The organism is Novipirellula herctigrandis, assembly GCA_007859835.1.
Classification (GTDB): domain Bacteria; phylum Planctomycetota; class Planctomycetia; order Pirellulales; family Pirellulaceae; genus Novipirellula_A; species Novipirellula_A herctigrandis.
The window spans coordinates 1,934,033-1,946,939 of record SJPJ01000001.1 but is presented as its reverse complement, the minus strand read 5'-3'; the positions used below and the strand labels follow the sequence as shown (position 1 = coordinate 1,946,939).

The 12,907-nt window shown below is 52.0% G+C and carries 12 protein-coding genes and 1 pseudogene; 12 read left to right on the top strand and 1 reads right to left on the bottom strand.

Annotated features, from left to right (window positions below; genetic code table 11):
- The first annotated feature begins 77 nt into the window (after nucleotides 1-77).
- The 10 genes and pseudogenes from CA13_RS06990 (at nucleotide 78) to CA13_RS06955 (ending at nucleotide 9,363) form a co-directional block, all read left to right on the top strand.
- Complete coding sequence (locus CA13_RS06990) at nucleotides 78-632, top strand: acyltransferase (RefSeq protein WP_146395219.1); 555 nt, start codon at nucleotides 78-80, stop codon at nucleotides 630-632.
- Nucleotides 613-1,155 (top strand): annotated as a pseudogene (locus tag CA13_RS34770) (glycosyltransferase family 4 protein); the annotation flags it as partial. The gene CA13_RS06990 and the pseudogene CA13_RS34770, both read left to right, overlap by 20 nt.
- Nucleotides 1,156-1,209: 54 nt before the next feature.
- Nucleotides 1,210-1,797, top strand: coding sequence for a glycosyltransferase family 4 protein (locus CA13_RS34765; RefSeq protein WP_419195092.1), 588 nt, complete (start codon nucleotides 1,210-1,212; stop codon nucleotides 1,795-1,797).
- Nucleotides 1,798-1,895: 98 nt separating this feature from the next.
- Complete coding sequence (locus CA13_RS06980) at nucleotides 1,896-2,618, top strand: transposase (RefSeq protein ID WP_146395217.1); 723 nt, start codon at nucleotides 1,896-1,898, stop codon at nucleotides 2,616-2,618.
- 240 nt (nucleotides 2,619-2,858) lie between these two features.
- Complete coding sequence (locus CA13_RS06975; protein ID WP_146393721.1) at nucleotides 2,859-4,310, top strand: IS1380 family transposase; 1,452 nt, start codon at nucleotides 2,859-2,861, stop codon at nucleotides 4,308-4,310.
- A 258-nt stretch (nucleotides 4,311-4,568) separates the two neighbouring features.
- Nucleotides 4,569-5,462, top strand: a complete 894-nt coding sequence (locus CA13_RS06970; protein ID WP_419194025.1) for a sulfotransferase family protein — start codon at nucleotides 4,569-4,571, stop codon at nucleotides 5,460-5,462.
- A gap of 62 nt (nucleotides 5,463-5,524) precedes the next feature.
- Nucleotides 5,525-5,689 (top strand): hypothetical protein, encoded by a 165-nt coding sequence (locus CA13_RS34760; protein ID WP_419194024.1) that lies wholly within the window; start codon nucleotides 5,525-5,527, stop codon nucleotides 5,687-5,689.
- A complete protein-coding gene (locus CA13_RS06965) occupies nucleotides 5,682-6,461 on the top strand; it encodes a class I SAM-dependent methyltransferase (protein ID WP_146395215.1) in 780 nt (259 codons plus the stop codon). The genes CA13_RS34760 and CA13_RS06965 overlap by 8 nt, the downstream gene beginning before the upstream one ends.
- A 560-nt stretch (nucleotides 6,462-7,021) precedes the next feature.
- The gene (locus tag CA13_RS06960) at nucleotides 7,022-7,819 is read left to right on the top strand and encodes a glycosyltransferase family 2 protein (protein WP_419194023.1); all 798 of its coding nucleotides are present in this window, start codon (nucleotides 7,022-7,024) and stop codon (nucleotides 7,817-7,819) included.
- Nucleotides 7,820-8,211: 392 nt separating this feature from the next.
- Complete coding sequence (locus CA13_RS06955; protein ID WP_146395213.1) at nucleotides 8,212-9,363, top strand: acyltransferase family protein; 1,152 nt, start codon at nucleotides 8,212-8,214, stop codon at nucleotides 9,361-9,363.
- 162 nt (nucleotides 9,364-9,525) lie between these two features.
- Here the strand turns inward: CA13_RS06955 and CA13_RS06950 are convergent, their stop codons facing one another.
- On the bottom strand, nucleotides 9,526-10,257 hold the full coding sequence (locus tag CA13_RS06950; protein WP_146395212.1) for a PEP-CTERM sorting domain-containing protein: 732 nt from the start codon (nucleotides 10,255-10,257) through the stop codon (nucleotides 9,526-9,528).
- Nucleotides 10,258-10,904: 647 nt separating this feature from the next.
- Between CA13_RS06950 and CA13_RS06945 the strand changes: the two genes are divergently transcribed.
- Both CA13_RS06945 and CA13_RS06940 read left to right on the top strand, forming a co-directional pair.
- The gene (locus tag CA13_RS06945; protein WP_146395211.1) at nucleotides 10,905-12,350 is read left to right on the top strand and encodes an O-antigen ligase family protein; all 1,446 of its coding nucleotides are present in this window, start codon (nucleotides 10,905-10,907) and stop codon (nucleotides 12,348-12,350) included.
- Nucleotides 12,351-12,558: 208 nt separating this feature from the next.
- Nucleotides 12,559-12,907 (top strand): four helix bundle protein (locus CA13_RS06940; protein WP_146403489.1); only part of this gene is annotated, 349 nt, incomplete at its 3' end.

The following is a 12,907-nucleotide window of genomic DNA, read 5'->3' as shown; positions in this document are numbered from 1 at the left end:
TTGGCAATCATCTGGCCCGATTGATATAGCGTTAAACTGACGCTGCCCCGACTACATGCATAGAAGGATATGACACTATGGCGAGTCGAAAGGTCTTTGCTGGGTATCTTCTGCGAGAGATACCATTATTTTTGATCTCAACGGTAACCTGCATTTTGCCTGATCACCCACACTTTTGTCGGATACGGGGTTTTTTGGCAAGACCTTTTTTCAAGAGCTGCGGAAGGAACTTTCAATTTGGACGGTTCGTACGTTTTATCAGACCTGGCAATTTAGTCATTGGCAATGATGTCTATATTGCAGAAGGATCCTGGGTTTGCGGCACGGGCGGATGCGTTCTGGAAGATGAAGTCATGTTAGGACCTAGGTGTATCGTCATTTCAACTCATCACGGTCGCAGAAACAATTCATATCGGTTCGCCTATGGGAAAATGAAGGCAATACACATTGGCCACGGAACTTGGCTTGGTGCACACGTCACTGTTACCCCGGGGGCACATATCGGTGCGGGGTGCCTGGTCGGGGCGAATTCCGTAGTAAGTGGAGCAATCATGCCTAATCAACTTGTTCGGCCCGCGGCCGTATCATCCGTTACAATTGAGGCCAGTATCGATGAAAATTCTTCATTGTGATCGAGCAGGTGCACTTGCGATCTGGCAGGTTGTTGAGAATCTTTCCACAACCCTTCCTGACGGTATCGAAATTGTTGGCTGCCGTGTGCATGGTTTTCGCTCAAGCCTAGAACCCGTTGCGTTTTCAAGCAGGATTGTGGGAAGCGATATTTATTTGAAGCCCGGTCGATTGCCTGCTCTATCTCGTTTATTGGAGGCGTTCCAATTTGTACGGGCGTTTCGCAAGTTGTTGTTGCGTGAGCGTCCCGACATTGTTCATTTGCACTTTGCGATGCCAGGGATCCTCTCGAAGCTTGTTCTCACCTTCCCCTCAAACAGGAAAGTCATTCTTGTCTCGACGGGCCATGAGCTTTTCGGTTCCATGAACGCGTTACTCCGTGGAGGCACACGTTTGTTTGAATTCAGGTCCAATGCTGTCGTTTACGTGTCCCAGTCTGTGGGCAGATCATACCGGCCATCATTTGATCCGGATGAAAGCGGTGTCGACCGTGAGGATACGCGACACCGTGTCATTTATAACGGTATAGATACTAACGCGATCCAGAACGTAGTGCAGCAGGTAAACGCCAAGGTCCCTATGACACCATCCGTCAGGCGACCAACGCTGCTATCGGTGGGCCGACTGGTCCAAGAAAAGGGACATGAACTGGTGATTCAGGCTCTGCCTGGGCTGGTTCGGCAGCATCCGGATCTGTGCTACGTGGTGCTGGGCGAAGGACCGTATCGCGGACACCTGCTCGAACTGGCCCGGTCGCTGGACGTCGCCCAACATGTGCAACTTTCCGGCTGGATTGATCATGACCAAGCGATTCGTCAGATGGTATTAGCGGACGTGGTCATCATGCCGTCGCGAAGTGTTCAGGAAGGGTTCGGCTTGGCCTTAGCCGAGGCGATGCTGTGCGGCACGCCAATCGTTGCCAGCCGAATCCCCGTCTTCGAAGAAGTGGCCGACGACGACTCCAATGCCCTGCGGTTTTTCACCGATGGCGACAGTAGCTCACTTGGACAAACGATCAGCGACGTCTTAGCATCTGATCCGAATGAAGCCAACTTTGATTTATTATCTCAACGAGTCCGCGAAAAGTTTGATGTCCAGCGGATGTCACAGGCTTATGCTGATTTGTACGCGGAAGTTCTAGCCGACTCGCAAACACGGGGAAGGTGAAGGATTGAACCGATTCTAAGTTCGACTTTCGCACTTTTAAGTCGTTTGATAGCAATTGCTTATAAAGAAAACGACCTCCGGGTTGCAGGCTTTCGCCTGTGTCAAATAACCCTTACGAGGAGGCCGCCTTCAATGGACATCACAACATCTTTCATGCCACTTCTGCAAGTCTTTACCGCTGCGATGTCCGAGCCAACCGCAGAGTCATTTCGGCAACTCGTCGCCGGATGGATCTTCGCTCCCAAGCGTACGATTCTCGGCGGACTGCGAGCTACCCAGTCCACCAAACACCACCGTGCTTGTCATCGAGTCTTCGCCAACGCGAGTTGGTCCATCGACACAGTCGGACTGGCGGTCTTCGACCTCGTCGTGAAGCTTACGATCAGGCCACCTACGATTTGGTTGGCGACGATACACTGATTCACAAAACTGGACTCAAAGTCTACGGCGCGGGTATGCATCGCGATGCCTGTCAAAGCTCCAGCGGATTCACCTCGTTTCGTTGTGGGCACTGCTGGGTCGTGCTTTGTGTGCTCGTACCCTCACGCAAAGACCCCAACCGAAAGTTCGCCATTCCAATTCTGATGAGGCTCTATCTCAACACCAAAACCAATGAGAAGCTACGACGAAAGCACCGAAAGAAAACAGACTTGATGTTGGCGATGATCCGAATCCTGGCTAATCACGCAGCGGACAAATCCCTGCATTTCATTGCTGATTCGGCTTACACCGGCGGACGGATACTCCAGCAAATCCCTGCGTGGCGTGCTCCCCAAAACCTGATCCATAAGTTATACGAGAGAATCGGTCGCGTTGAATGAATCGCTAGCCGATTCTTAAACTACGACTAGTCCTCAATCAAGCGACTGCTAAGTCGCGAATATTTTATAAAACTCGAAAACCCTTGGCGTTTTACGCGTCTATTGGAGGTTACTAAGACTTCAATCCACGCACGCTACAAGGGGTTTCGAGTGAACATCAGGGTACGTCAACAACTGCGAAAACGCAAACGGAGATTATTACGCAGAATTTCAGTCCAGCATGGAGCGTGGAAATCGCCCATGATTCGTCCTTCCACCACGAAACTCGAACTCGCCGAGAAACAGCAGGCGGTCTCCTGCGGCGGTATCGCAGTGATCCTCGAACTGATCAAGAAGCTTGGTCTGCGGAAGGAACTCAATCGTTCGGCAAAGGTATTCAAGCTCCACCTGCCCTACGACGAAACTGACCACATTCTCAACATTGCCCTGAACCTGCTCGCCGGTGGAACGTGCTTGGATCACATCGAACAACGACGCAACGACGAAGCCTATCTCGATGCACTCGGTGCGGAGCGCATACCCGACCCGACTACTGCTGGAGATTTCTGCCGGAGATTCAGTCACCTCAAGCTGCTCATGGTCATGCAGGCAGTCAATCGCGTTCGGCAAACCGTTTGGAAGCAGCAAGAGGACAGCTTTCTCGATTGCGCCACGATCGAAGCAGACGGAACGATGGTGGAAACAAGCGGTGAAAAGAAATCCGGCATCGGCATCAACTACAAAGGCCAATGGGGCTACCATCCGCTGGTCGTCACGCTCGCGGAAACTCAGGAGCTGCTTTACCTGCACAATCGTAGCGGCAATCGTACCAGCGAGGAAGACTCCGCATTTTTCTATGACTTGGCGATCCAACAATGCACACAGGCGGGCTTTCGAAAGATCGTTCTTCGTGGCGATACGGCCTTCTCGTCGACGGAGCACTTGGATCGCTGGGACAACTCAGGTGTGAAGTTCATTCTTGGCTATTCCGCTCATCGGAACCTCTGCCGCATCGCTGATTCGCTTGCAAAAACCGCATGGAAACGGCTTGACCGTTCGAGGCGAAGCACGCCGGACAAGGCAGAGCGTGCCTGCCGTCCGAACGAGAGAGAACGAATCGTCCAGACCAATGGCTACAAGAATCAACGACTTACCGGAGAGAGTTACGCTGAATTCGAGTATTGTCCCACCGCATGCGAGAAGACTTATCGAATGATCGTTGTTCGCAAAGACATTGATGTAACCAGTGGGCAACAGCTACTGTTCTCCGAAGAGCGATACTTCTTTTATATCACCAATGAAACAGCAGGAACTTTGCCAGCGAGGGAAGTGATTCGCGGCAGCAACCAGCGTTGCGACCAAGAAAACACGATCAGCCAATTGAAAGCCTGTGGAGCCTTGACCGCTCCGCTGGATAACCTTGAAAGCAACATGGCGTACATGCTGTTCGCCTCCTTGGCTTGGACGTTGAAGATTTGGAGCGGGTTGCTGGTTCAAGTCAAGGGCAACGAAAGTCAGAAACGTGTTCGCCGGGAAGCTCGCAACCGAATTATTCGGATGGAATTCTGGACGTATTTGAATTCGCTGATCCTTCTTCCCGCTCAAATCATCCGTTCGTCACGGCAGCGCGTCTTCCGGTTGTTAACCTATCGCCCTACGGTGGACCTACTGATGACCCTACACGATCACATCCGCAAGCCACTGCGATGTTGACGACTCAGCACCAACGAAGCCGAGGTCTGGACGTCTCGGTACCGCTCAAACGCCTAACTCAAAGAACACGAGCCATGCGAAGATCAAGATCGAAAATCAAAAAGCCTGGCCACCGGTCTGCTCGCATCGCACAAGCGAAAAACCCGAAAACGTCACGCGTGGATCGCTTGATTGAGGACTAGTTGTCTTTCGATGATGCTTTTTGCATTAACTTCAAGATCAGTCACGCGCATTAGAAAAAGTATAGGTGAAATCCAAATGACGTTGCCAAGTTTTTTGATTGTCGGCGCAATGAAGGCAGGAACAACGACGTTGTATGATGATTTGAACTCACATTCGCAAATATTCATGCCCGAGGTGAAAGAGCCGGATGCGTTAATATCGGATGAAATCTATGGTGACAGCGTGCGAAAAAAATATGCTCAACTGTTCGATGATTGCCCGTTGGGATGCATCAGCGGTGAAGCCTCGACCACCTATTCCAAACTCCCCACGTATAAACGCGTCCCAGAGCGAGCGAAACAAGTTCTTGGTGATGATCTAAGAATAATCTACATCGTTCGCGACCCGCTATTGCGAGCAACAAGCCACCATGCATATTTACATCGGCGGGGTTACGTACAACAAGATGCAAATCATGCGATTGCGAATGATCGCACATACATCGACTATAGCAATTACGCGATGCAGCTTTCCAGTTGGATGAATCACTTTCCTCGCGAGCAGGTTTTAGTCATTCAGTTTGAACGATATATTGCGAATCGCGAGGAACAGCTTTCCGGCGTTTGCCGTTTTCTGGAACTTGATCTCGATGAAAAAGTCGCGATCGACAGCCAAGGCAGCAATCAAACGAAGGAGTTGTCTCCACTGCCGCCATATCTACGAGCGATTCGCGAATCATCACTCTATCTTAGACTACATGCGATGCTTCCGGGGAAAGGGCGTTCGAAAATGGGATGGCTTCGCAAAAAACTATCAGGATACGACCCACCTCCGGCGATTCCGTTTGACGCTTCCAATGTTGTCCTGATTCAGGAAGAACTGCACGATTCAACTTGCGAATTCATTGATGAATGGGGATTGGATGAATCCTTATGGGGCGTTTTTTTTAATCGCGAAATCCGCCCGTTTCCAAATGCTAATTTGGACTAATGAAAGTCAATGTGTAATTCTTTGAAAATGGAACGACAGCAACCCACAAGCAATTAAATGCAATGGCAAACACATTGGACCCAAACATGACAACGCTTCGTTACATCGTGACTAAGCGAAGGGTGAAGGGATTGGCCGTTTGCGATTGTCTATCCGCAACATTGGTCTGTGCGGTGACCGAAAAGACGTCGAACTTCACCAACAACTTCTCCGATAAGAATGATTGATTTATCAATGGTTACCAGCACACGAACGGATGAGTCCGTCACGCTTCGGGATATCTCGACTCGGTTGGGGGCCAAGGAGGCGGTGCTTCGAGATTGCCTCTACGCCGTCCTAGTACGCGCGGTGACCGATGGAACGGAACACAAATCTACCCACGACAAACTGTCAAACCCCGACCTCCAACTGCCAACTCTCTCCGTCCTCGACATTGGCTGTGGTCGTGGTGAGCTGATGCAGCATTTGAATGCCGCAGGGCACACCTGCGTTGGAGTCGATGTCGAACCGGATTGTGTGGAACTAGCACGTCAGTTTGGTGACACTCATTTGGGCGGATTCGATTCGTTGGCCTCGTTGCCACTGCCGGAATCGTTGGATGTCGTCGTCTCCTCTCATGTGCTTGAACACGTGGACGAACCGCTAACCTGTTTACGACAAGCGTTGGCACTTGGTGCGGAACGGTATGTTTTCGCCGTGCCCAATGTGCTGCGCAGTATCCGACTGGTCCGTGCCGTCACCGGCAGCCCGCGAGCGGATCACCCGACACACGTTTTTGGTTGGACCCGACCTGAGTTCAATGCGTTGCTCGAGCGTGCGGGATATGAAGTAATCGCTTGGCACCAAGACCGAGTCACCATCAATCCACTATCCGGAAAAATTGGTACCCAAATCACCCGCCTGCTTTCCCCGCTGGAAACTCGCTTGTTGCCAAAACTGTTCCCCATGCTCTCCTCGTCACTGATCGTGGAGTGTCGGCCGGGGAAGGGGAGGCAGTAGGCAGTTGGAACACTCTTTTTCACTTATCGACACTCATAAACGAGCGCAACCGATTATTGAGAACTAGCGACAATTAGTGTTCCAAGCTTGAACCCTAGCGAGAAACGCTCGGTTCCTTCCGCAAACTGTCGTGTTGGCCTGGATCACCGAATCCAAAGAACACGGAACCGGACGCTAGCGCGTGCCGCAAATCAAATTTTTACAAAGATCCAATCAGCCGCTGGGCGCTAGCCCACGGTTCTCACGCGATTCACGAACGGAACCGGACGCTAGCGCGTGCCGGCTGATGGTGGCAGATAGGATAAATCAGCCGGTGGGCGCTAGCCCACGGTTCCCGAGAACGGATAGCGAGGGCAAACCGGCGGGTGATCACAACGGAACCGGACGCTAGCGCGTGCCGGCTGATAGGGCGACGAAACTCATAGCCGAACCGGACGCTAGCGCGTGCCGGCTGATAGGGCCCGTCTATTCCTTCATCCCTTCCAACGGACGACTGAAAACTGACTACTACAAACTCCCCGCCACCGATTACTGCCAACTGCAAACTGACGACTCCGGCTGTGACGGCCATCATCACAGTCTATAACGAAGAAACTTGGATCCGCTCCGCTGTCGATAGTCTGCTGAATCAATCCCTGTCGGATCTTGAAGTCCTGGTTCTTGACGATGGATCGGACGATGGGACGAGCGAGATCCTGGATTCCTATACCGATCCTCGAGTCCGAGTGATCCATGGTGCGAGGATGGGCCGGGCCCCGGCTCTGGCCAAGGCGGTCGAGCTAGCACGCGGCAAGTATGTTGCCAACTTGGATGCCGACGACGATGCCTATCCCGACCGGCTTCGCGACCAAGTCGCGTTCTTGGAAGCCAATCCCGATCACGCTTGGATCGGTGGTGGCGAAGACCGTGAAGATACTCAGCGTGACGAACAGTACGTTCGTTATTACCCCGAGCATGATGCGGACGTCCGCCGGATGGCGGCCAAGTGCATTCCCTATTGCCACAGCGCGATCACGTTCCGCCGCGACCTGATCGACCAAGGCATCAACTACGACCCCAAACAGCCGTTCTTGATCGACTTTGAGTTCTTTTTACGGGTCGCTGCGAAACACAAGGTGGCCAATTTGCAAGTCCCTGTCGTGAAACGACGAGCCCACGCAAAGAGTTTTTTCCAGCGTTCGTTCAAAGTCAGTGACCAAAACCGTGAACTGTCGCGTCTGTGCCGAATCGCCCGGCGCGAGTTCGGCTTGCCACTGTGGATGGAAGCCTATCCGATCGCTCGAACCGTCTACCCCATGCTGCCAACCTTCGTCAAATCCCCAATCCGAAAAGTGTTGGGCTTAAGCGAAAGCAAGTAGGCAGTGGGAAGAAGTTGGCCGTTGACAGTGGGAAAGGTAGTATCAGCAGACTGCTTCGGTCGTTTGGGAACACTCATTTTCACTTATCGGCACTGTTTAAACCAGTGCAACAGATTAGTGAAAACTAGCGCCGATTAGTGTTCCACATTCGACTCTTGATGAAAAAGCCCGGTTCCTTTCGCAAAATGTCGCATAAACTTGGATCACCGATTCCAGAGAACTCTCCGCAATGATCCAAGGCCTGGTCCGAAGCATCCGCCGCAACAACTGACAACGGAACCGGACGCTAGCGTGTGCCGGCTGATAGGGCTTCCTGACGAATGCCAGCTCTTCACTTTTTTTCCACTGCCGACTACCAATTTCTTCCTCCTGTTCTTATTTAGCGAAAATTGATGACTTCATCGGTTCCAATATCCGCCGCACCTAGACAAACTCAACTGAATTCGATTCAGGCGTTACGAGGCTTGGCCGCCGCAATCGTTGTCGTGTCCCACCTGATTATTTCGATACGGCCGCAGATGCGTCATCTGGGAATGGAAATACCCGATTGGCTGCGAAAAGGATTTGATACGGGCGCCTGTGGTGTTGATTTATTCTTCATCATCAGCGGGTTCATTATCGTTTACGTCACGTCGAACACACCGGCAAATTTCCGTGAGGTTAAACGGTTTTCGTTTCGACGTCTGATCCGAATCTACCCGACATACTGGTTTTTACTTAGCTTTGCGGTCGTGGGCTTGATCGTGCGAGCGAACCTTAGCAAAACCACGTTCGCTGGCGATCGTTTCCCAATCGACGTGGAGTGGATTGTCAAGTCATTCTTTTTGTTTCCGTCATATAAGCCAGGCGGAGGATCTGACTTTGGCCCGGTGTTGGGACCTGGATGGACTCTTTGTTTTGAAGTGTTTTTCTACGGGCTTTTCGCAGCAGCACTCGGGCTGATTAGCAATCATCGAAGGCGGGCGTTTGCCACTGCGATCGCCACAGCTTGTCTAGGATCCATTGGCTATTTTTGGAGCGAGACACTTTCCGAGGCTGACGCGCTGACGCGAATGGTAACGCATCCCTTATTGTGGGAATTCTCTGCAGGTTGCCTTGTTGCTCTTATCTATCAGAAATTGATTGGTACAAAACGATTCATTTTTTCGGGACTAATCGTTTCGGGTTTAGGAGCTTTGATTCTTGAGTTTTGGTTTGACATGCACCCCGGCAAGCTTGGAATCAATCGACCCATTATTTACGGCATCCCGTGCCTTCTGCTTTTCTTGGGCTTCATCGGACTTGAGCTTAATGGATGGCTGCAGGTTCCTAAGGCCTTCATCGCCGTTGGCGACGCTTCCTATGCAACATACCTGTCGCACTCCGCGATCTCAACGAAAATCCTAGGCCTATTCTGGCTACACACAACACTGCTTCTCGTCTTCCCAACTCCACTAATTTTATTGATCAATTTGGCTGCTTGCCTTGTGGTTGGCCAACTGTTTTTCATGGTATTTGAACGTCCGGTTATCCAGTTCGGTCGAAATCTCCTACAAAACCATTAGAGGACCGTGAGGAGTATCTATCTAGATGATGAAATTGCTTGCCTGCAAATGCGGAAGTGAATGACGCCGACACCACAATGCAACATCAAGTCCGCAAGGATGAATATTTTGGATTGCGCCTATGAAGTATTCTGAGGATTCAAGACACCTTTGAGAAACACCCTATACCTTCTCGCCAAAATCGGTCTCCTTGCTTTTCCTGCGAACTGTCAACTGACAACTCCCCAAATCGGTTCGCTTGCGAGAAACGGCAAAGCCAAATAGGCTGGCGAGGCCGACGAAGGCTAATGTCGACGGTTCTGGAACTGCCATCGTCGTCGCCTGGAAACTCATTGATTCCAACCCGAAACCGTTTCCAGCAGAGTAGCCGACGTCAAAGGTTTGTCCGACTGCCATCAATTGATTGACGCTCAGCACATTCGTGTTCGACAAATCATCATCGTCGAATAACGAAGTGGGTGTGCCATTGATCTGTAGCGATCCTATATCTCCGTCGGTAAACAGGTTGAATTTGATTTCAGTAAGTTCTAGCGACGATAGCGGCACGTTCGAGGAGCTGATCGAAAACCTTGCCGATTCCACCCCTAATCCGCCGTCAAACGTGTCTGTATCGTCTCCCGAACCGTTGGCGTCGATACCGAATGAAGAGCTGGTCTGGTTAAACTTATGAGTGCCGCTGTTGATGCCGTCGACAAATGCTTCGGCCGACAGGGTCAGCGTAACGCCGTCGATGGTGATCGATGTTGATTCCGATGCTTTGCCATCCAAATCATTCCCAGCACCGGCGGAGGTGTTACGGAAATCAAAAACAACAAATGCGGCATTGGCGTGCTCGGCGGTGACCATCAGAACCACCAGGACGCATAAGGGTGCAAAATGAATTCGCTTCATCATTTTCGCCGATCGTAAATTTTTTGGGAAACCGATATTACAATTAGATCAGTAATTTACTCGACAAATTGCGAGCCTTCAACCGATTTCCAACAATCCTCACATGCCCGGCAATTTGCGCAACGGAACGGACTGATGGTGGCGGATACGAATTTAATCAGCCGCTGGGCGCTAGCCCACGGTTCCCGAGAATGGATATCGATGGCAAAACCGGCGGGTGGTCACACCGGAACCGGACGCTAGCGCGAGCCGGCTGATGGGGCAACGGAACCTGACTGATGGTGGCGGATACGAATTTAATCAGCCGCTGGGCGTTAGCCCACGGTTCCCGAGAATGGATATCGATGGCAAAACCGGCGGGTGGTCACACCGGAACCGGACGCTAGCGCGTGCCGGCTGATGGTGTTGGACAGGATCAATCAGCCGCTGGGCGCTAGCCCACGGTTGCCGGGAACGAATATCGAGGGCAAACCAGCGTCGCGTAACGGAACCGGACGCTAGCGCGTGCCGGCTGATAGGGCAACGAAACTCACGAACGGAACCGGACGCTAGCGCGTGCCCGCTGACAAGCTTTCCTGCCAACTGCCTACTGACGACTGCAAACTGACTACTGCCAACTTCTCCGAACTGCCAACTCCCCTCCTCCCCCTATGCTTGACGAATACTTTTACGAAATCATCGCGGTTGCCACCCTTGTTGGCGGAGGGTTGTTCCTGGCGGGGCTGCGCAATCCGATTGTGTTCTTCTACGCGGGTTTGTTTGGGACCGCGATTCTGAAAACGCCGGAGCTTCCCATCGTGCGGGAAAAGTTCACGATTGTGGAGCTTTGCTTGTTGTGCCTGTGGATGTGCTGGCCGCTGTTGTTAAAGGGGCGGTTGCCATCGAAGGCTACCGGACTTGTCTATTTGTGGGGTGGCGCGTTTTGCATCATCTGTTTGTCATCCTCGCTGATCGCCATTTCAACCGCACCGCCACGGATGGTGACCGCCAAGATGGCGGCGTGGTCATTACTGGAAGCGGTGAACTACTGCTATGGCGTCGCCATTTTGTGGACTTGTGTGCAAGTGCTCGATACGTGGCAGCGTTGGATTGGTGCGATTGTGGCTTGGGTTGGCGGCATGGCGGTGGCCTCGTTTGTTGGTGCGGCAGCGGTGGTGGGAATCGCACCGGGGTGGGCTCGGGAGGAGACGGGGCGGATTTGTTCAACACTGCGTAACGAGAATCAAGTTCCCTCGATGATCTTGCCACTACTGGTGGTGGTGCTGATGATCGCGGTACGTCGCGGGCTACCGATTCGATATCGCGGTTTGGCTCTGGCCATTTTTGTTGCGGCACTTCTCGCGGCGATCGGTACGGGAAGCCGTACTGCGGCGCTGATGATTGGGCTCTCTGGCGCCGGGGTGGTCTGGATTCTGCATACAGCGATTCAATCGAAATGGACCGTTTACCGGTTTCAATTGTTCTACCTAGCTGTCGGTTTTGCGGGCGTCGTTGTTTCGTATTTTGCAATCGCCTGGTCTCAGTACGATGGCAACTATTCGCTGATGAGCACCCCCTCGTGGCAGCGACCGGCGGTGCTACTGATTGAATGGTTTGATGGTCGGCGAGAGCTTGATGGCACGCGACCGAAGCAAATTACCAATGCGATGGAGTATTTTTGGCAATCGCCGATTCTTGGGACGGGACCAAAGTTCGGACCGGCGTTTGCCGCGACCGGTGGTGAGGTGCATAACACCTATTTCAGTCTGTTGTTGGAAACGGGTTTTGTCGGACTTGGGGCGTTTCTAGCGTTGGTCTGGTTAGCCGCCTATCTCAGTTTTGATGCGGCGCGAAAATGCCGTTATCCGTGGTACGGGATTCTTGGACGCGCATTGTTGGTGGGACTGTTTCTAATTTGTCTCTATAACGGCACCATGCTAGGACTGAGGCAACGCAACATTTGGTTCTTAATGGGAATGCTGCTGGCTTTTTCGGACCTAGTTGCCGCTGGAGCGGAGCCAGAGTCGACGTTACCGCGGCAGATTCCAAAGGGGATGAGGGCTATTTTCGTAGACGAAAATAGTAGGCAGGGGAAGGAAGTAGTCAGTAGTCAGTAGTCAGTAGTCAGTAGTCAGTAGTCAGTAGTCAGTAGTCAGTAGTCAGTAGTCAGTAGTCAGTAGTCAGTCGGCAGTCGGCAGTCGGCAGTCGGCAGTCGGCAGTCGGCAGTCGGCAGAAATAGAAATAGAAATAGAAATAGAAATAGAAAAACGACAATTGATGACTGAAGACTAACTCCTCTTTCTTATCGACTGAAAGGAGATTCTTATGGCTGGGTTTGAGGATTTGGAGGTCTGGCAGCGGGCGGTGGAGTTGAGTGCCAAAGTGTATTTGCAACTTACCGAGTGTCGTGATTTTGGATACAAGGACCAGATCACTCGATCGGGTTTGTCGATCCCGTCAAATATTGCGGAAGGGATGGAGCGATCAACGCCGGCCGATCAATGTAAGTTTCTCGACTATGCTCGAGGATCCTGCGGCGAGTTTCGCACTCAAACGATCGTCGGTCAAAAAGCCCGGTTCCTGCCACAAACAGTCGCAGAATCCTGGATCACCGAATCCAAAGAACTCTCCGCCATGATCCAAGGCCTGATCCGAAGCATCCGCCGCAACCACC